24 protein-coding genes are annotated in these 18247 nt (G+C 32.5%); 18 read left to right on the forward strand and 6 right to left on the reverse strand.

Annotated features, from left to right (window positions below):
* Nucleotides 1–48: 48 nt before the first annotated feature.
* Nucleotides 49–258, forward strand: coding sequence for a hypothetical protein (locus tag CER22_RS15370; RefSeq protein WP_088609042.1), 210 nt, complete (start codon nt 49–51; stop codon nt 256–258).
* A gap of 93 nt (nt 259–351) precedes the next feature.
* Here CER22_RS15370 and CER22_RS15375 read toward each other — a convergent pair whose 3' ends face one another.
* A complete protein-coding gene (locus CER22_RS15375) occupies nt 352–1191 on the reverse strand; it encodes an arylamine N-acetyltransferase family protein (protein WP_088063172.1) in 840 nt (279 codons plus the stop codon).
* A gap of 550 nt (nt 1192–1741) precedes the next feature.
* Here CER22_RS15375 and CER22_RS15380 point away from each other — a divergent pair.
* The gene (locus CER22_RS15380) at nt 1742–3343 is read left to right on the forward strand and encodes an esterase/lipase family protein (protein WP_088609043.1); all 1602 of its coding nucleotides are present in this window, start codon (nt 1742–1744) and stop codon (nt 3341–3343) included.
* A 185-nt stretch (nt 3344–3528) separates the two neighbouring features.
* On the opposite strand, the gene CER22_RS15385 is transcribed toward CER22_RS15380, so the two are convergent.
* A complete protein-coding gene (locus tag CER22_RS15385; protein ID WP_088063174.1) occupies nt 3529–4113 on the reverse strand; it encodes a preprotein translocase in 585 nt (194 codons plus the stop codon).
* Nucleotides 4114–4587: 474 nt separating this feature from the next.
* Between CER22_RS15385 and spoVS the strand changes: the two genes are divergently transcribed.
* Nucleotides 4588–4860: a stage V sporulation protein SpoVS gene (gene spoVS / locus CER22_RS15390; protein ID WP_000427790.1), complete on the forward strand. Its 273-nt coding sequence runs from the start codon at nt 4588–4590 to the stop codon at nt 4858–4860.
* Between the two features lie 240 nt (nt 4861–5100).
* Here the strand turns inward: spoVS and CER22_RS15395 are convergent, their stop codons facing one another.
* The gene (locus CER22_RS15395; protein ID WP_088609044.1) at nt 5101–6237 is read right to left on the reverse strand and encodes a site-specific integrase; all 1137 of its coding nucleotides are present in this window, start codon (nt 6235–6237) and stop codon (nt 5101–5103) included.
* 26 nt (nt 6238–6263) lie between these two features.
* Nucleotides 6264–6776 carry an ImmA/IrrE family metallo-endopeptidase gene (locus CER22_RS15400; protein ID WP_088609045.1) on the reverse strand — a complete coding sequence of 171 codons (513 nt, stop codon included), beginning with the start codon at nt 6774–6776 and terminating at the stop codon, nt 6264–6266.
* A 360-nt stretch (nt 6777–7136) separates the two neighbouring features.
* Here CER22_RS15400 and CER22_RS15405 point away from each other — a divergent pair, with 360 nt between their 5' ends.
* From CER22_RS15405 to CER22_RS15425, 5 genes are read left to right on the forward strand one after another with little or no spacing between them, the layout of a single operon-like run.
* On the forward strand, nt 7137–7892 hold the full coding sequence (locus CER22_RS15405) for a hypothetical protein (RefSeq protein ID WP_088609046.1): 756 nt from the start codon (nt 7137–7139) through the stop codon (nt 7890–7892).
* An 8-nt stretch (nt 7893–7900) separates the two neighbouring features.
* Nucleotides 7901–8389, forward strand: a complete 489-nt coding sequence (locus CER22_RS15410; RefSeq protein ID WP_088609047.1) for a hypothetical protein — start codon at nt 7901–7903, stop codon at nt 8387–8389.
* The gene (locus CER22_RS15415; RefSeq protein WP_088609048.1) at nt 8389–10260 is read left to right on the forward strand and encodes a DUF2326 domain-containing protein; all 1872 of its coding nucleotides are present in this window, start codon (nt 8389–8391) and stop codon (nt 10258–10260) included. The genes CER22_RS15410 and CER22_RS15415 overlap by 1 nt, the downstream gene beginning before the upstream one ends.
* Entirely contained in the window at nt 10244–11080 is an 837-nt protein-coding gene (locus CER22_RS15420) for a hypothetical protein (protein ID WP_088609049.1), read from the forward strand. Before CER22_RS15415 ends, CER22_RS15420 begins: the two co-directional genes overlap by 17 nt.
* 35 nt (nt 11081–11115) lie before the next feature.
* The gene (locus tag CER22_RS15425) at nt 11116–11532 is read left to right on the forward strand and encodes a hypothetical protein (RefSeq protein ID WP_088609050.1); all 417 of its coding nucleotides are present in this window, start codon (nt 11116–11118) and stop codon (nt 11530–11532) included.
* Nucleotides 11533–11782: 250 nt separating this feature from the next.
* Here CER22_RS15425 and CER22_RS15430 read toward each other — a convergent pair whose 3' ends face one another.
* Nucleotides 11783–12169, reverse strand: coding sequence for a helix-turn-helix domain-containing protein (locus tag CER22_RS15430; protein WP_063263965.1), 387 nt, complete (start codon nt 12167–12169; stop codon nt 11783–11785).
* Nucleotides 12170–12340: 171 nt separating this feature from the next.
* On the opposite strand from CER22_RS15430, the gene CER22_RS15435 reads away from it, so the two are divergent.
* The 10 genes from CER22_RS15435 (at nt 12341) to CER22_RS15480 (ending at nt 17270) form a co-directional block, all read left to right on the forward strand.
* A complete protein-coding gene (locus CER22_RS15435) occupies nt 12341–12559 on the forward strand; it encodes a helix-turn-helix transcriptional regulator (protein WP_088609051.1) in 219 nt (72 codons plus the stop codon).
* 13 nt (nt 12560–12572) lie between these two features.
* The gene (locus tag CER22_RS15440) at nt 12573–12872 is read left to right on the forward strand and encodes a DNA-binding protein (protein WP_088609052.1); all 300 of its coding nucleotides are present in this window, start codon (nt 12573–12575) and stop codon (nt 12870–12872) included.
* A gap of 67 nt (nt 12873–12939) precedes the next feature.
* Entirely contained in the window at nt 12940–13455 is a 516-nt protein-coding gene (locus tag CER22_RS15445; RefSeq protein WP_000022026.1) for a helix-turn-helix domain-containing protein, read from the forward strand.
* Nucleotides 13456–13485: 30 nt separating this feature from the next.
* Nucleotides 13486–13707, forward strand: coding sequence for an RNA polymerase subunit sigma (locus CER22_RS15450; protein WP_088609053.1), 222 nt, complete (start codon nt 13486–13488; stop codon nt 13705–13707).
* Nucleotides 13708–13882: 175 nt separating this feature from the next.
* Complete coding sequence (locus tag CER22_RS15455) at nt 13883–14167, forward strand: hypothetical protein (protein ID WP_088609054.1); 285 nt, start codon at nt 13883–13885, stop codon at nt 14165–14167.
* Between the two features lie 116 nt (nt 14168–14283).
* Entirely contained in the window at nt 14284–15261 is a 978-nt protein-coding gene (locus CER22_RS15460; RefSeq protein WP_088609055.1) for a DnaD domain-containing protein, read from the forward strand.
* A gap of 10 nt (nt 15262–15271) precedes the next feature.
* A complete protein-coding gene (locus CER22_RS15465; protein ID WP_088609056.1) occupies nt 15272–15634 on the forward strand; it encodes a cell division protein SepF in 363 nt (120 codons plus the stop codon).
* A 71-nt stretch (nt 15635–15705) separates the two neighbouring features.
* The gene (locus tag CER22_RS15470) at nt 15706–15897 is read left to right on the forward strand and encodes a DUF3954 domain-containing protein (protein ID WP_000511363.1); all 192 of its coding nucleotides are present in this window, start codon (nt 15706–15708) and stop codon (nt 15895–15897) included.
* Nucleotides 15898–16431: 534 nt separating this feature from the next.
* Entirely contained in the window at nt 16432–16842 is a 411-nt protein-coding gene (locus tag CER22_RS15475; RefSeq protein WP_142293487.1) for a hypothetical protein, read from the forward strand.
* A 29-nt stretch (nt 16843–16871) separates the two neighbouring features.
* Nucleotides 16872–17270: a hypothetical protein gene (locus CER22_RS15480; protein ID WP_088609058.1), complete on the forward strand. Its 399-nt coding sequence runs from the start codon at nt 16872–16874 to the stop codon at nt 17268–17270.
* 403 nt (nt 17271–17673) lie between these two features.
* On the opposite strand, the gene CER22_RS15485 is transcribed toward CER22_RS15480, so the two are convergent.
* A partial coding sequence (locus CER22_RS15485; protein WP_441296825.1) for a BclA C-terminal domain-containing protein occupies nt 17674–18247 on the reverse strand: 574 nt, incomplete at its 5' end.

Below are 18247 nucleotides of genomic sequence, written 5' to 3' on the forward strand. Positions count from 1 at the left end.
ATGTAGTGATGTTCATTAAGTTATGAAATCAAAGAGGTGCTATTATATATGAAAAGAAGAACATTGGATATTCCAGTTATATTGCGAAGAGAGTGGTTTTTAATAGAATTAGCCCATTTAACGAAAAAATATGGAATTGAAATTGCAACTAGCAAAATGGAAGCTGCACCGTTTTTAAGAGATCAAGTTACGGAATCAAAAATAGGATCAGGCCTCCAATATGATAAATATGATGATGAGTATATCATTGAAAATTAAAGGATACCAGCAAAAAAATTCTTTATAACAAAATATAAAATAAAGCAGATTCTAAATATGGAATCTGCTTTATTATGAAATACTTCTAGTCAACTATCCTCTTTCTAGTGTTTTTCCTACATATTTTTCTTGTGTTATTCCAAAAGATTCACGAAGAATGCGAGCATAATCTTTTGATTCTATTGGTCGTTTATTTTTTGTGCCTTTAAAGGTTTCTGTATAATTTTTATTTGTTAATGATACGTGACCATAATCAGTTAATTTACAAGTAATAGCCCCTTTATTAAAAGGCGATTCTTTATGCTCTACAATCACTTTTTGAATGTTATTCACTTTTTTCTCATCTATTGGATGTAAAGTGAAAGCATAGCCTATTTTCCATTCGTGTGAAGGTTCAGATTGCAAGAAATTTGTAGATTCCCCGTTAGCTCCTTTTCTCATTTCTAAAATGTGTGTACCTTTTCGGGTAGTTTGTTTGCGAATTCGATATTCTCCCGTTTGAGAAGAAATCACTTCTCCGTTAAAAGGGACGGGATGTAGAGGTAGATGAGATGCAAAACCTGCGTCTATAACATAATCTTTAAAATTATGATTTAATATGATAATGACATGACCATCATCGGGTTTCCATTTATTATCGTAAAGATCATAAACAGTACCAGCTACTTTATATACTTGAAACCCACAATCCATTAAAAAGTAATACAATAAGGAGTTTAATTCATAACAAAGACCGCCTCGTTTTTGAATTAGTAACTTTTCTACTAAGTTATTTTTTGAGATGTTTTTAATAGTACCAGCCATAATATCGAGATTTTCATAGGGGAGAATCAAGCCCATTTTCAAGAGAATTTCATCTAAATCATTAAATGTTATTTCTTTTGCAGGAATTTTTAGTCGTTTAAAAAACTCCTTTTGTAAATTGGTCATCATAAAGCATTCTCCTTTCTTTTTACAGAATTTTCTTCTGCTCACCGATAGGTTAGTACTTATAAAAGTTTAATTCAAGTCTGCGAAAATTATCATAATATATGTTTCTCGAAATATTATTTTCTATTCGGAAATTTCAGTTTAAAATTTAATGGTAGGAAAGTCTTACAGTATAAGCCTCTATTCGTTTGTTTTGTATAAAATTAAATAAAAGTACATATCTTCATTAATCTTTTTTATAACTAGGTGGTAATAAAGTGTTTTTTTCCTAAAGTTTTTTCAAGATTTGTATACTTTATATAGACAATAATGATTTAGAGATATTTGGATTTAGTACGGTTAACAATTATTGAGAAACTTTTTTATAGTGTTCTCTCAAAAGGAAGAGATAGAAACAAAGAGAATAACGTGAGTTAAGAAAGAAGGTGTACTAGTAATCTCTTGCAAATAGGGACAAGATTTTGTTTAAGTAAAAAGATTATCTAGTATTAAGAGAGAAGATAAAAAAATATTACAAAGAGCACCTTCTTTCAAAAAAAGTGGGGGGAGTAACATGCGATTGATGAGAAGATGTGTTGCCTTACTGATTGTCTTTTTAATTATGGCTCCAATGATTAGCACAAATGTACGGGCAGAAGTTGTAAAAGAGCTTGGAAAGGGATTTCCTGATACAGAAGTATTTACACCTGGAGAATGGTTTTTAGGTCAAAAACCTGCTAATTATGATGAGAATAAGCCTCCAATTCTTTTTGTACAAGGAAGGAATGGGAATGCTGATAGTTGGTATGGAAAGACAGTGTATCACGATATAAATGATATGTATGACTATGCTTTGAAAGCAGGCTATCAAACAGTATTTATACAATTATATGATGCTGCTGGGAAAGGGTCAGCTAGTCAGTGGGACAACGGAAAATTGTTAGCACAAAAGTTAGAAGAAATATATAATCATTTCGGTAAAAAAGTTAATATTGTAGCACATAGTAAAGGCGGTATCGATACACAGGCTGCATTAGTAGGATATGGTGCAAATCGATTTGTAGGAAATGTTATTACGCTTGCGACGCCACATCATGGCTCAAATTTAGCGGACTTATCATATAGTTGGTGGGCAGGATGGCTTGCTTCTATTTTAGGTCAAAAAGATGATGGTACGTACTCATTACAAATGGGCGAAATGGCAAAATTTCGTTCAACGATTGATAATAATCCAGCAGCTAAATTAAACCGTTACTATACGGCTACTGGGACTAGCTGGGGACCAGTATTTTCTGCGCTATCTATGGGCGGGTTCTATTTGTCATCATACGGTTCAAATGATGGACTAGTAAATGAGTGGAGTGCTAAGTTACCGTATGGAACGCATTTATTTACAGATTCCAGATTTGATCATGATAATATACGAAAAGGATCTGCTGTTTTCTCTCGAATTGAACCATATTTATGTACATCAAATGTAGCTGTACCAGCTTTAGTAGCATCCAGCACTAGTTCAAATGAAAATATAGAACAACTAAATACAACTTCAAATCAAAACATTTTAGGAGGAGAATTGCCACAAAATCAATGGATAGAGCAAACTGTTATGGTTGATAAAAAAGCTGAAGGAATAGTTTCTATCTTAACAGCGTCTTCTGATGTAGAAGTACAAATGATGTCTCCAAAAGGAAAAATGTATACAAATAAGGATAGCGTTATTACTACTGGTGAAGGTGAATCTTTCTTTGGTGGTGCGACAATTAGAACATTTAAATTTGATAAAATGGATGTAGGAGAATGGAAAGTTAAAATGATGGCGAAGCAGTCGAAAGATGCATTTTTAATTGTAAGCGATTACAATAGTGGTGCACCATTTGTTCTCCAAATGCCTACAAAAGTTAAAGTGAATAAATCTGAGTATAAACTGAAAAAATCACCTGTGGCACCTGAAATGAAAGGGGATCTTTCTATAACAGTAAGAGTAGTTAATAAAGAAGGGAAACTAGTCTCTGAATACAATGAATTACAAAAGGGTAATAACAATACGTTTACTGGTGCTTTGAAGGACATAAAGCAACCAGGAGTATATAACGTTACGATGGATATAAAAGGGACGAATAAAGAAGGACAACCGTATAATCGTACAATTGTTAAGTCGGTTTATGTGGAGAAGTAAGAAAGAATGAGAAGTTTTTAATATAAAAAGTACCGAACTTTTGTAGTAGAAGAGTTCGGTACTTTTTTCATGTTTATTAGATTAACAGAAACGTACAATGGAATTTATGTTTGATTATAGGAATCAAAAGAGCATTATTTAATAAAAAAAGATGCTGAAATAGCATCTGAATGTGAAGAGGATTATTAACTTAGTTTTATAACTGTTAATTCAACTGAATTAATACCATTATCACAAGTTGCAATACTTTGACGATTAAAACCACTATTATTTTTCAGTTGAAGAGTGGAATTAGCTGTCACTGTAACAATCGTTTCGCCAGCTAGTTGAAGACATTCGTTATTTGATGAAGTATTCATTTGGAAAGCGAAATCACCTTGACTATTAGCAAGTGGATTATTATTTAAAAATATAGTCATGACTGGAATATGTGGAAATACAGGATTTGAAGTAGTGTTAATCGTTGAAATGAAAGAAACTCTATAATCACCAGCTTGACTAAATTGTATAGTAGTAGGATTTAGTAAGGAAACTCCTCCTGCTATAGGGCCAACGTGATTAAATGGAAAAGGATTTCCAAAAGGAACAGTTATAAACTCAGTTTGCCAAAAAGTGCCGTATGCTGGACAGCTTTTTTTATGTGAATGGTCGTATGAACATTTTTTATAGGAACTAGAAGAGGAGTTGCATGAACATTTTTTATATGAACTGGAAGAAGAGTTACATGAACATTTTTTATTTGAATTTGAAGAATGATAGTATGAACCCAATATATTACCTCCTATTATGAATGAAGTGTATACTCATAGTATTTTATGCTTGTCTTATATAAAAGGTGATAGATTTGGAGTATAAAGTGCTAATACGATGAAATATAGTAATAGAATAGTAGCTGTAACGATTTTGAAGAAGAAAAGGTTGATGTTTTGGTGGAAATATCAGTGGAATATCTTGAAAGATTGAAGTAAAGCGGGCACGCATATTTTACATGTGAAAGTAAAACCATTATCCTCAGTTGTAATGATGTGATCGTTTAAGTGAATGTCTATTTTGTCGTGTTTGTATATTAGAGTTTATGGTTATTATCTTTTATTTACGTAGTGGGGCAGGAAGAAGACGAAAAGTATCGAATGAATGTACATATGTAGCATTGTTTGCTTTTGGTGTGAATAGTAATAAAAGATACGTTGAAATATTTTAAACCGTAACAAAAGAGCGATTAAATAATAGAGGGAGCAACTTACATGGAAAATATATTAAAGGTATCTTCAAAATCAAAACCAAATTCAGTAGCAGGTGCAATAGCTGGTGTACTAAGAACAAGTGGCAATGTGGAAATTCAAGCGATTGGGGCAGGTTCTATAAATCAAGCGATTAAAGCAATTGCAATTGCAAGAGGATTTGTTGCTCCAAGTGGTATTGATTTGGCCTTTGTTCCAGCATTTCAAGAGGTTACTATTAATGATCAAGAAAGAACGGCGATTAAATTAATTGTAGGTCCTAGAAGGAAAAGGTAACTGCAGTAATTCAGTATTGAAATGACATTTAACATAACAAACAAAAAGTGTCACAAATGCTTATGAAATAGGCATTTGTGACACTTTTATAGTTTTGTGAGAATAAAAACCTCTAAAACTGCTCATTCTTCTCCCAAGATTCAACGATATAGTATGGAAAACCTTATTATATCAAGGTTTTTAAGTGGTGTTTTCCCTCGATGCTCACATTTTGCTCACATTAAATCTTTTCATTTTTTATCAGGTGTTTTCATTAGATTTGATTATGTTCTCGAAGTTTTCCGCTGCTTGTTGCTGCATGTTCTGTGTGATATGACTATATTTGTCTAAAGTCATTTGAATAGAGGAATGCCCTAAGCGATCTTGTACGATTTTAGGGTGTTCTCCAGCCTGAAGCATAAGTGTAGCGTGAGTATGTCGTAAGTCGTGTATACGAATTCGAGGAACACCAGCTTTTTTATAGTGATCATTCAAAAAGCGATGGGGAGCATCTATATGTAAGGGCGAATGTATCGTATTGCCGGTGAAAATAAACGCCTCATCATTCAAGTGTATACCCCAGCGGAAAAATTCTTTCTTTTTATAGAAATAGTAGGATTGCAAATTCCCTATAACAAAAGAAGAAATGCTAATGCTTCTATTTGAAGACTTAGTTTTTGTGGCAGCTTTAAATAGTCCTTTTTCTGTTTTTACAAGTGATTTATTAACCAGGATACGTTTATTATCAAAGTCAATGTCTTTCCACGTTAGTGCAAGTAATTCTCCGCGCCTCATACCTGTATAGATTGCGAGTAAGAAGAACATATGGTACTTGGTATTTTTTTCTTTTAAATACTGGAGGAATCGATTACATTCTTCGTTAGACCATGTTTTCATCTCACCTTGCTCTTCACGTGGTTTTTTTACTTTATTCATTATATTATCATGTATGATTTCCCATTCTACTGCATGTTTGAATATGCATCTGAAGCAGCGATGGATATTGCTGATTGTACCATTTGATAGGCCTTTTTCTTTAAGTTCAGCATAGTAGCTTTGAATCATTACGGACTTAATACTTTTAATTTTTTTATAACTAAATGGGGGAAGGATATAGAGCTTAACTAAGCTCATGTCTTTTTCATAAGATGTAATTTTTAATTCAGCTTTACGAAGAGGCTTTAACTTTTCCCATACATCTAAAACAGTTAATTGTTTGTCATCAAAATATATTCCTTTCTCTATCTCTGTAATCATCATTGCAGCAGCATTTTGGGCTTCTTTTTTTGTTCTAAATCCACTCTTACTTTTTTGCTGTCGTTTTCCTGTGGTCGGATCTATACCGATATCTATTGTAAAAGACCACGCATTTCCACGTTTACGAAAACTTCCTTTCATATTCAACACCTCCTGTATCGTTAGTTTTAAAAATTACAGTATTGTGATATTCGATTCTGTAATTTACTTGCTAATAATTGATTTTCGAAATGTAAAAGCCTTTTTTCAGCAAATTTTGTTGTTACATTGAATTTTTCTGAGATTATATATGCTTTTAACTGTAGGGGAGGTAGCCTTCGTAACATAAAAGTAGGTACACAAAATTGTTGTGCGAAGTTTTTAGCCTTTGCTTCTTGGTAATCTAGAAACATTTGATGCATTAATAATTGATTACCAGAATGAAATAGGATGTGACAAGTCTCATGGCCAAAATCCTCCCATTGTTCTTGCTGAGAGATACGATTATCAATAACTAGGTTAGCTTTTTGATTTCTTTCCATTGCATGACTTTCAAAAGGAGCAAAGTACAGCCAAATGTTTAGCTTTTTCGCAATCTCCATCATATCAATTTGCTCGGGAACAAGAATAGATAAGGATTGGTACAAGTGCTGGATATAGTCTTCAAGTTGTGTAGTGTAGTAGGGTTGCGATTTAAACATGATTTTCACTCCATTTAATTTATAAAATAAGAACATTTGTTCTAATTTTATAATAAAAGAGAAAGAGTTTGAAGTTTTATTTTTGTATATTAAAATATATATATATAAATTATATGAAATTAATAATTTATATCTTGCCAGGAATTAAATGTTAAGATACGGTAATAAATGAAAGAAATATATGGCAAAGAGGGTTGAGAGTAGTTGGAAATGAAAAAGAATGGTAACACAAAAACACATCCTGGAACATTTCAATTTATCTAGAAATACTTTGGTTGCTATGAAAAAATAATCATGTTGAGTTAAAAAAGAATAGATTTAAATAAATTTGTAGTTTTTTCTACGAATGGAGTGTTGTACTTGGATCACAGGATAATACGTAGTCAAGAAATAATAGAAGAATTATTAACACTAGCATTAAATGCGGAACAATGGAAGGCCCTTGCAAGACGAAGTGGTATAAATCCATTAGAGGTGTTTGGTGAGAATTACAATAATCCCCAGAAAGCAGATGCCTTAGTAGAAAGAGCTATGCAATTTGATAAGGAAGAGAATTTAATTAATATAGCGAAGGACCTAAGCTGTGCTGCTGTTATTGTTGATGAACAGTCAAATAGCAATAGAACAACATTTAGTAAGCTAGATACACAATTAGCTATAAAATTAGGTGAATTATATCAAGAATTACTAGTAAAATTAAATGAGGCTGAAGAAGAGTATGAGGAAGAGGAGTTTTCAGGAGCAAATGATAATGTAGATGATGGTAATAAAATTATTGAATTTAAGAGGAAATTGAGAGATGTGGCTGAGTTTTCTCCGAGTAATTGTATACAAGCAATAGATAGTAAAAATGAAAACACTGTACTAAAACGAAAAGCCAAAAAGTTAGGTTTTGACAAGTATGAAGAGCTAATTAAAAAAATGAGAAACTATTATAATAAGAGAATTTTATCGAGATATCCTCCAAATTTATATAATGCAGATAAAAGACTAGAAATTATGATTGATGAGTTGTTTGAATTTTTACCTGCTAATTTTCAAGATGACGACGCAATAGATTATCTAAATGGGATAATTTTTGATACAACATTTCAATGTAAAATTTTTAACGAATAGGAGAATATATGAATATAGATATTGAGGAAGCTTATAACATTGAAGAAAATAGTATTTTAAATGGCATGTATTTAGTTATTATTATTCATGAATTAGGTGAATGTACTGTTGAGGAATTAGCAATGACTTTATATCTTTGCCGATTTCCTAACATAACAAAATATTTCTTAAGTGAAAATGATAAAAATGGATACTTGAATCTTTATTCTGATACAGAGATGAATAATCTGGATAATGTTTTTTTAACTTCTTTTTTAATTGGAAAATATAGCACGAGGTTTATTAGGGGATTAAAAGAAATAATATCAAGGGATATGATTAAAATTGATGAACAAGTGATTAGATTAACAGAGAATGTGGATGCTGGAATGGTAGTTCTGAATGACAAGAATGTTAGTAATATCCAAAAAAAAGTAAGATACATAGAAAGAATTATAAATGAAAATACCATTGATATAATTAACATTAGAATAGAAAAAATTGTAGGTGATAGATAATGAAAAATACTCTTTTTATCAATAGGGTAACTACAGAACCGAAAATTAATAAATTCGACGTTCAGTTAACAAAAGGGTTGAATATCATCTTTGCACAAGATGTAGGGGGAAAAGGTGCAGTTAATAGTGTAGGGAAATCTACATTTGTAAAGTTAATTGATTATGGTTTAGGATCAAACTCTTTTTTGAAGAGTGAAAGTGCGAAAAAACAATTAAAGAATACTTATTTGCTAATGGAATTTAGTGTAAATGATACGAAGACTACAATCAAGAGGAATTTAATAAAAGGAACCGTCTGTGAAGTTTATGATGGATGGGTAATAGATAAACTTTTATCGAATCCTAGTTATACAGGGGAAAAAATGGATAATGGAGATTATAAATCAAGGATTGAATCTCTTCTGTTTGCTAATAAAAATTATTATAAAGATAAAAAGATATTAAGTGTTAGGCAAATTTTATCCCAGTTAATTCGTGTGCAAGGAAGTGGATTTGAAGCAATTGATAAACCGCTTGGAATAAATGAGTCTGCTAATATACGAAGACAAAGATTAGAATTTTTGACGGGTTTATTATCTGAAGAAGAAAAACATCTAAATCATGAGATAGAGCAGGCCGAAGAGAGAGAAAAAGATCTAAAAAAACAATATCAAATAATCGAGGAGTACATCAGACACAAAACAATCAAATATGAGTTTGAATTAAAAGAAGAGTTAAGTCAGTTAGAGTTTCAGATAGGAAATATAGAACAAAATTTAGAAGATGAGAGGTACGAATTAGTAAAAATCTATGAAAGACAAGATGAATTGAAAAAGGAGAAACAAAAGAATATAAAAATTATAAATGAAATTCAAGAAAAGATAAGTGCTTATAAATTAAGGACTCTAAATTATACCACTACCTGTAATGAAATTGAAAATGAATCTGAATCAATAGATTTTACAATAAGATCTATGGAATGGTTTAAAAGGTATCCTCATAAAAAATGCCCTACATGTTTAAGGCCTTTAAAATATGATGATAATGAGAAATGCTTATTGCATGAGGTAGGGGCTTCCGATATGGCTATAGAAACCATTAAGCAAGTATTGGAAAATGAAAAAAAAGAACTACAAGAATCTATATCATTTTATGAAAATCAGATAAAACAATTAATGAAAGAAAAATCAGATGTCCAAAAATTAGTGAATGAAATAAATGGGCGTATGGCTAAAGAAATTGATACAGTTATTGAAAATATTACAAATCTAGAGGGTAAAAAAGAAGAATTGCAAAAAGACTTAATGAGTATAAATATTCAAATGAATTCATTGAATGATGTAAATAGATATCAAAAAGAATGGAGTGATGAAAAAGATACACTTGAGATTTTAAGAAAGGAATTAAAAAGCTATCAAGAAGGAATGCAAGTAAGATTACAATCTCTGAGTACATATTATGATGAAATTGTGCAATTTCTTTATAATGAGACTAAAAAAGGGATATTAGATTTAAGTCCACGGGCAAAAAATATACAGGTAAAGATAATTAATAATGACGGTGTAGGTGAAGAAGACACTGGAGATGCAACCAAAATAATGAAAGTAGTTGCTTTTGACTTAGCGCTATTAAAACTTGCGGAATCTAGTGAGGTTATGCATCCTAAATTTTTAATACATGATTCGCCTAATGTTAGGGATGTTGATCCAGAAGTTTATAAGAGAATTATGAGTTATATATTAGAATTAGAGAGAGAGATAGTTGATATAGATTTTCAATATATAATTACAACTTTACTTCTTCCAGAAGATATTAAGGAGAACTCTGAGTATATAAAATTAAAATTGAATAATAATGGAGAGGAAGGTAAGTTATTTGGATTCTCATTTTAGGTTAACAAGTGTAAAGGAAGATGATCTAGTCGATTATTTAAAGCAGTCATATTCTGACCCAGAGTTATATAGTTTATGCAGACAACTAGAGATAGATAAGAATGATGTTTTTTCAAAGTATTTGCCTAAGAAACAAAATTGTGAAAATCTTGTTGAAACTATTCAACAAAAAGATTTAATGAGTGAACTTTTCCAACTTTTACAATCTGAGAAGTTTTATAGAAGAAGACTAATAGAGACTTTTCCTGACCTAGATTTGCAATCACCTATAGAATTCGAAGAGTTAAGAAGATTAGTTGAAAAAGTTTATACAATAAACAACGAAACTTCGGATTCCTCTCAAAATTCTATGCAGTGGGTAAAGGCATGTAAAGAAAAAATGGTATTAGTATTGGGAAAGGATAGTCCACAGGAGTATATGAAGGAACTAGAGGATATTTGTGAGTGTGTTGAAAAAATGGGATATACTCCAATTCTAATAAAAAAGCAGGATGAAATTGAAACCATAACTAATGAAGAAAAAATGTTGGCATATGCGAGCATCTCAAGGTTTGTTATAATTGAAAAATCGTATCCAGCAGGTCAAATCGATGAGGCGAAGATATGTGCAATAAATAGGTTCCCTACAATTTGGCTTCAAAAGGAAGGGATGGGGGACACATGGATGCAGGGCGATTATCATATAGACCAAAGGAGTATCCAATTATTTAAATATAAAGACAAAAATGTAAAAGGGAAATTAGAAGAGGCGGTTAAATGGGTAGAGCAGTTTATAAAAGAAAAATCAGAATCATTAAACGATCTATATCCCTGGAGATAAATTTATATTTTAGATGTGTAAAGGATGTTTAAGCAATGAAAAATCAGGACTATCTTGAAAAAATTATGATAGAAGAAGTGAAAATAATACAAGATATAATAAAAAGAATGTCTTCGAATTCTTTTATTATTAAGGGGTGGACAATAACCTTAGTTGTAGGTTCATTGTTGTTTAAAGGAGAGAAGATTCAATTTTTCATATCTTTTATACCATTAATAATGTTTTGGTTTTTAGATGCATACTTTTTGCGCCAAGAAAGATTATATCGAAAATTATATGAATGGGTTATTAAAGAAAGGGTAGAAACAGACCTATTTTTACTTAGTATGGATACTGATAGATTTAGAATGGAAGTTCCTACAAGAATACAAATTATGTTTTCATCAACCCTTATCTATTTCTATGCTTTAATAGGATTATTAATAGCAGTTTACTTAGTTTATATAAATTAGGTGTAAAGGGTATAAAGAACGCTTAAAATACTTTGATTTAGCAACCGACCTAATTATAGTTGGAGCGGTTAGGATTAAATAATATGAATTTTATTTAAAACCACTTGTTTTTATTAAAGCAAGTGGTTTCCTTTTTAATAATATTAGAGTAGACATGCAAGGGGAGCAGGATAGATAGAATTTTTGAACTTAATAATAAGATACATACACATATTTGAATGAATATTTGTTGTTAGCAGATGTTTTGTTCTTAATTATCTTCTCTCATGCTATTCTTTTCATTTTGCATTATAAATTCCCAAAAGCGTTTTAATTCCTCGCGTTTCTCAGGAGAAGCATCTTTAATATTTTTGAACCAGAGACCTAGTTCTGGGTCATTTATAATGATATCTATGTCAGATGATTTAGTTTGCTTACAATCAGATATTCTACCCAATAAAAAATCAGTAGAAACAGAAAAGAGGTTAGCTATCTTTAAGACAGTCTCCATAGGTGGTTGTTTAGTGTCATTTTCATATGCAGTGTATGTAGTACGAGCAACACCTAGTTGATTAGCTACATATGTTTGCGTCCATTCAGAGTTTTCCTTCTTTTTTTCTTCTCGTAAACACTTCAGTTTTCTACCAAAGGTATTCAAATTAGTCACCACCATTATATTTAAATCTTATTTTTAATTATAAACGAATTTCTGTGTTACTAATAGTAACTCTAATAAATGCTCCTATTAGAAACATTTTGTTGATTTGTTCCTGAAAGTAACATATAATCTTGTTAAGATGAAATTTTAAGAAGCAAGGAGGTCATAATATTGAGAGAATGGTTAAAAGAATTTAGATGTGTAAAAGGCTATACCCATGAAAATATTGCGAATAAATGCAAAATATCTAGAAGTTATTATACCCACATTGAAAATGGAACAAAAACACCTTCCGTTGAAATCGCTAAAAAAATAGGGGGGAGTCTGAATTTTGATTGGACAATTTTTTTTGGAAGTCAATGTTCCTTAAAGGAACAAAAAATTATTTGAAGAGGTGATATTTATGATTAACTTCGACATCGAATCATTTCGCAAAATAATCAGAGAAGAAGTACAAAGAGCAACTGAACATCTTCAACCAATGAAAGAATTACCACCATTTTTAACTATTACGGAATTAATGGCACTATTACATATTAAACGCACTAAAGCATCTGAGTTATTAAACCGTTCTGATTTTCCAGTATGTCGTGAAGCGGGAGTTCTTATTCCTACACACCTTCTTTTTAAGTGGATGGAAAATCATACTGACTGGGTAGAAAACAATACAGAGTATTACAATCCATTTAAAGAATCCGTCTAATAGTAAATTACCATAGTAAGTTGTCACAAATAAATATTGCTTTAGGTACGAATGGGGGAAGTAAACGATGTCCATAGGAAAAGAAGTTGCTATGGCACGAAAACGAAAGGGAATCACCCAAGAACAACTCTCCTTAGAAATCCCCGTGAGTCGTGAGTCACTAGCAAAATATGAAACTGAACAACGACGCTTACCAGAAGATTTGCGAAAATGCATTACTGAAGGAATTGATGATCCACAGTTGTTTTTTAAAATGTGGAGTGAAGCAGCAGGATATGTAAGTATCCCGTTCTTTAATGGAGAGCAAATAGATCTTCATCCTACAAGTATGAGATATATGGTTTATCAAGAGACAAATGAAGCTTTGGAACAACTCGATACAGTATGTTGGTTTAAACCTTCACAAGCTTGGTCCGAAAGTGAGAAAGAGGATTTGAAAAAGGTAATGCATGAAATCTTGGATGCTACAGGTTCAATGATGAGCCTCGTAGCGGTCCTATGTGATCAATATGGTATTTCAATGAAAGAAGTCTTTAAGTACTGGAAAGTATCATTACGAGCTAGGAAGTATATAAAAGCTTAATTTAATTATTTTATTGGGGAGGTTTAAGTTATGACGATTGATTATGCAAGTCCAACTTTAAATCAATATAAAGCTCTAATTCGTAAGGAAGCAAATTTATATGGTGATATTCGAATTGCATCAGTTTGTGGGGACTATATGAAAGCTAGGGGTTTAAAACAAGAGAAGAAATTAATGGAGATAAGAATTCGAATTATAGAAGCAGCATTTGTTTTGAAAAACAAAAAGAAAAAAGGAAAGGCCACCGCGTAGCCTGCGATAGCCAATCATGACAGTAGATAAATTATAGCATATTACAATTTATAACGACAAGCAATTGTGCTTGTCGTTATGACCAGAAAGATTTGTTACCCAAAATCTTTTATACATTACTTTCTGGTCATAATGATGCGTACAGTATCAAATTATTAAAAATGGGGAGCAAATTATGAAAGCAGAATGTAATCGTCTGTTCGACTTAGTTCTACCAGGTGATTTTGCTTTTGCGAATGAATTACATAACTGCATGGTGACATGTATTCATAACATGTTCAATGCTGGTTCATTAGATGAAGCAAATCATTGGGAGAAGGAATTAAATAGATGCGCAAAAGAATTCAAGAGCCTTCGTGATACAAGAGAGGAACATGAAATATCTAAGAGTTATCGTGTAGTTATTAAAAGGTTTCAAGAAAAGGGGATTAACGCATCATTAGTTAGTCGTAAAAAATAAAAATCTATCACTTGGCAGAGTGATAGATTTTAGACTCTTATAGAGAGTCTTTCTAAAAATAGAATTGGATTAAGTATATCAAAGCAAATCAAGTAAAACAATGGAGGATGAATAATATGGCAGTTTATAGACCTGTTCAAGTTTCATATTGGCAAGATGCTTTCGTTTTAGATCTTACACCGGAGGAGAAATACTTCTACTTGTATTTGATGACTAATAGCAAAACTTCTCAGAGTGGTATCTATGAGCTTCCACTACGAGTGATAGAAATGGATACAGGGTATAACCGTGAAACGGTTGAAAAGCTGCTAGAGCGGTTTGCTGATTACGGGAAAATTCATTACAACAAAAAGACGAAAGAAATTATGTTGATTAATTGGCTTAAATTCAATGCTATTACAAATATGAATATTGAAAAATGTGTGTTAAAAGAAATCCAGAATATTAAGTGTGAAGATTTTTTAATTGATTTTTATGAGACATGTTTAGATTTAGAACAGCAGCAAGATTTTAAAATTCCTCGTATTAAGGAATACTTCCAAGCTCGTTTTGAGTGGCTTATAAGGGGCTTCGAAGACCCTATGAAGGAAAAAGAAGAAACAAAAACAGAAACAAAAGAAAAAGAAGAAACAAAAACAAAAGAAGAAGCAGCAAGCTGCTCGAGAGATAAAAAAGTTGCAGAAGAAAATCCAATAGCATTTTATGAGCAAAACTTTGGAGTTCTTAAACCATTTGTGGCTGAAGGTATTAATGCATGGATTGAAGATTTGAATGCACAGCTTGTTATTAAAGCAATGAAAATAGCTTTAGAAAAGAATGCGCCTAATATGTCTTATGTACAAGGTATTTTAAGAGATTGGCATGCTAAGGGGTATAAGAGTATTACTGATGTTGAAGCTGCACAAACTCAATTCCGTAAGAAATACCAGTCTCGTGGTGGCAGAAGTAATGCTCGAAAAGAAATTGTTCCTGATTGGTTACATACACAAGATACAGAAGTGCAATCTCAGGCTGTAAAGCACGATGAAACGGATTTAGAGGGTGAACGTAAACGTTTAGAACAAGTATTAGCTAAATATAAAAAAGAGGCTTAGGAGGATTGTAATGCCAAAGCAGTTAACAATATTTGATGTTGAGCCTGTAGTAGCATTCGATACTGAGAAAGCACACATTCATCGATTAAATTCTAAAGTTCGTTTTACGGATGTAGTTGTTCAAGTACCAAAGCAAGTAAGAGCTACTGATGAATTAAAACCAACAACAGCGCCAGATGATCAGTATGAATTATTTGAGGAATATACGATTGGAATTTGGAGATTTAAGCGAGTAGAAGAGAAGCAGTTTGATTGGGAAGAAGCGGAGGAGCTTTGCAAGTCTGCGAGAGATAATAAAGAACCGATTTCAATACGACTTTATTTATCATTAGAACAATCATTTATTCCCGATAATGTTGTGGAATATCTATAACAAAATAAAAAAGTCGAGATTGCTCCCGACTCGCTTCGACAAAATAATCATAACATACGGGAGTGGTCTTAATGGGAATTATTAAAGAAAATCTTGTAGAAATGAAAGCTGAAATAGATTTGAAAATAAACGGAATATATGTTGTTAAAAATGGTCAGGTCCAACTAATAGAACCACCCCAAGGTGGATTTGGTGAACAATCATTTGTATATCAAAGTGGAAAAGTAATTCGTATGGAAGAACGAAAAACACAGTTACTTTAATCAAATTTGAATTTTGTACAAATATACAGAGAGTATTAAGGATAGCTCTATAAATAGAAGCTCTACTCTCAAAAGGGAAGGATGAGAGTAGAGTCTGTGGATGGTGTTACTGAATGCTCGGGTTGATGAACACCAGTAACAAAATAATATCACGAGTATTCAGAAAAAACATCAGATAATTGTTTCCGATTTTTCAAATAATAGTTAATTTATTTTAGATAAACAAAAGCGTTATTTAGTAGAAAAGTAATGCGGAGATAAATAAGACCGTTCCTTTTATGGGAACGGCCGTACAAGTAACCTGTGCTGGAGGTCTCATCACATGGCTTAAGATGTTTTCTCTAAACAGTTTGGACAAGAATTTTTACAATTATACGTAAAAACGGCAGGTAATTGACTAGGTTACCCGCCGTGTTCTTAGACAATACGGAGGAGCGATCTCCGATTTGAAAGAGTAAAGCCGGGGAGAGGGCGGCTCAGATGTAGTATGTGTAATACAAAAAAAGATTATTCGTAAAGGGGAATATGAGAGATATGAAATGGATGTATAACCTTAATAGCAATAGCGAGATTTGGACAAGTGATAAATATGAAACAAAAGAAGAAGCTACTCAAGCAGCTTTAAAGGATTGGACAGATAGAATGGTCGCAGATAGAGCGTCAGTTGATAATGAATTCCAAATTGGACAATTCAAACAGTATGCGCCATGGATTAATGCGGATGTATTGTTGGATAAATTGTATGAACGAGCAACCGATGAATGTGGAGTGATTGCAGAATCCTGGCTTTCAGGTGTACCGATAGATGAAGGCGAAAAACTTCAAGAGCAAGTTAATAATGTAGTTGCAGAATGGCTAAAAGGAATAAATGAGTATCCAAGCTTTGGGTCAATTGAAAATATTGAAACGATAGATGCTAGCAAACTTGAATACCAAGGAAACTAAACAAAATAGTTATTTTGGAGGGGAACGGAATGGAAATCAAAGTGAATGAGCAAACTCAACGCTTTTATCTAGCGTTTGAAAAATGGGAAGCGGTAGTTGGTCATGAAATTAAGATAGGGAAATATCGCTTTTGTGCAATTCCATTAAGTAAATCTATTAATATTTCGGAAGTAACATCCGGTGTACATGCCATAACCATTCCGATTGATTTGGGGATTTGGATGGCAACAAGCACTAAGGAAGATACAATGAAGTTTTTAGAAAAAGCCGGTGAAGGTTTAAAGCGAATTATTGAGAAACAAAGCAATTTCAATGAATTACTTACAAAACAGAAAAAGGTAGCATTCGAGCGTTTAGGGGAAATGCCGCCGATTGAAGATGTTGATACGGATTGGATAACAGCTGAGATCAGTGATGTGACTCATTAAGTAATACAAAATTCTTATTGTATGAGAAAAAATAAAAGAACCCGTCTTTTATAAACGGATTCTTCTCTCAAGGTCTGCAAGAAATTCAAGGTAACTTGACCAGAGTAACCTGTGGAATTCCTTGTGATAATACTGTATGCAAAGGAACCAATAAGGTTAATGAATTTCAAACAAAAATCCTTATTTAAATAAAAAAGAGCGCTTTGTAAGGCGCTCTATGACCAAGATTCAAATAGAAAAAAGGTGAACATGATACTGTATGTATGTTTTTTATGGCTGTGCAACTTTTAAAAAAAATCGTTATTTTAATTAAAAGAGCAGCTAGCAAAAGCTAACTGCTTGTTGAAAAAAGAATCCACCCCAGGTTATTTACTGGCAGAGTTTCAAGAAACAAATGATTAAATTAATTTAACTTTTCAATTACAATTGAAGCATTTACATTTGTTTGTGTTCCACCTGCCAAAGTCTGCAAAGTAACCGCAGCAGCGGAAGTATGATTGTGAAGGGTAAGAACATCACCTGCGGCTAAAGTGAGGAGTGTTTGCCCTTTGTTTGGCTGAGTTCCTGCACCTGATCCATAAACTGCGTTGGTAACTGGAGCACCATTTAAAAAGAGCGTAAATTGATTCGGTTCAACTCCTGATACAGAAAAAGAAATCTTATAATCTCCTGCATTAATAACCATAATCTGAGAAGTTCCAGGAGTATGAGTAAAACCAGGTGTCATTAAACCATTTGAATTAAAAAGAATAGGTGCTTCTAAGGCAACAACTTGAGCTGCTGTATTGAAAATATAAGCGTATTGAGATAATCCAGATACTGTAAGACCGGTAGGCCCAGTAGCTCCAGCAGTTCCTGGTAATCCAGTAGGTCCGGTAGCACCAGTAGGCCCGGTAGGTCCCGGAGGTCCACCACCTGAAGGTCCGGTAGCACCGGTAGGCCCAGTAGGCCCCGGAGGTCCACCTGAAGGTCCGGTA

The organism is Bacillus sp. K2I17 (genome assembly GCF_002209985.1).
Lineage (GTDB): Bacteria > Bacillota > Bacilli > Bacillales > Bacillaceae_G > Bacillus_A > Bacillus_A wiedmannii.

What these genes read in the sequence shown, in the direction of transcription:
- CER22_RS15380 (WP_088609043.1), top strand. Translation starts at nt 1,742, where the DNA reads ATGCGATTGATGAGAAGATGTGTTGCCTTACTGATTGTCTTTTTAATT.
- CER22_RS15410 (WP_088609047.1), top strand. Translation starts at nt 7,901, where the DNA reads ATGAATATAGATATTGAGGAAGCTTATAACATTGAAGAAAATAGTATT.
- CER22_RS15375 (WP_088063172.1), bottom strand. Translation starts at nt 1,191, where the DNA reads ATGATGACCAATTTACAAAAGGAGTTTTTTAAACGACTAAAAATTCCT.
- CER22_RS15440 (WP_088609052.1), top strand. Translation starts at nt 12,573, where the DNA reads ATGATTAACTTCGACATCGAATCATTTCGCAAAATAATCAGAGAAGAA.
- CER22_RS15460 (WP_088609055.1), top strand. Translation starts at nt 14,284, where the DNA reads ATGGCAGTTTATAGACCTGTTCAAGTTTCATATTGGCAAGATGCTTTC.
- CER22_RS15370 (WP_088609042.1), top strand. Translation starts at nt 49, where the DNA reads ATGAAAAGAAGAACATTGGATATTCCAGTTATATTGCGAAGAGAGTGG.
- CER22_RS15450 (WP_088609053.1), top strand. Translation starts at nt 13,486, where the DNA reads ATGACGATTGATTATGCAAGTCCAACTTTAAATCAATATAAAGCTCTA.
- CER22_RS15470 (WP_000511363.1), top strand. Translation starts at nt 15,706, where the DNA reads ATGGGAATTATTAAAGAAAATCTTGTAGAAATGAAAGCTGAAATAGAT.
- CER22_RS15455 (WP_088609054.1), top strand. Translation starts at nt 13,883, where the DNA reads ATGAAAGCAGAATGTAATCGTCTGTTCGACTTAGTTCTACCAGGTGAT.
- CER22_RS15400 (WP_088609045.1), bottom strand. Translation starts at nt 6,776, where the DNA reads ATGTTTAAATCGCAACCCTACTACACTACACAACTTGAAGACTATATC.
- CER22_RS15425 (WP_088609050.1), top strand. Translation starts at nt 11,116, where the DNA reads ATGAAAAATCAGGACTATCTTGAAAAAATTATGATAGAAGAAGTGAAA.
- CER22_RS15415 (WP_088609048.1), top strand. Translation starts at nt 8,389, where the DNA reads ATGAAAAATACTCTTTTTATCAATAGGGTAACTACAGAACCGAAAATT.
- CER22_RS15480 (WP_088609058.1), top strand. Translation starts at nt 16,872, where the DNA reads ATGGAAATCAAAGTGAATGAGCAAACTCAACGCTTTTATCTAGCGTTT.
- spoVS (WP_000427790.1), top strand. Translation starts at nt 4,588, where the DNA reads ATGGAAAATATATTAAAGGTATCTTCAAAATCAAAACCAAATTCAGTA.
- CER22_RS15395 (WP_088609044.1), bottom strand. Translation starts at nt 6,237, where the DNA reads ATGAAAGGAAGTTTTCGTAAACGTGGAAATGCGTGGTCTTTTACAATA.
- CER22_RS15475 (WP_142293487.1), top strand. Translation starts at nt 16,432, where the DNA reads ATGAAATGGATGTATAACCTTAATAGCAATAGCGAGATTTGGACAAGT.
- CER22_RS15465 (WP_088609056.1), top strand. Translation starts at nt 15,272, where the DNA reads ATGCCAAAGCAGTTAACAATATTTGATGTTGAGCCTGTAGTAGCATTC.
- CER22_RS15445 (WP_000022026.1), top strand. Translation starts at nt 12,940, where the DNA reads ATGTCCATAGGAAAAGAAGTTGCTATGGCACGAAAACGAAAGGGAATC.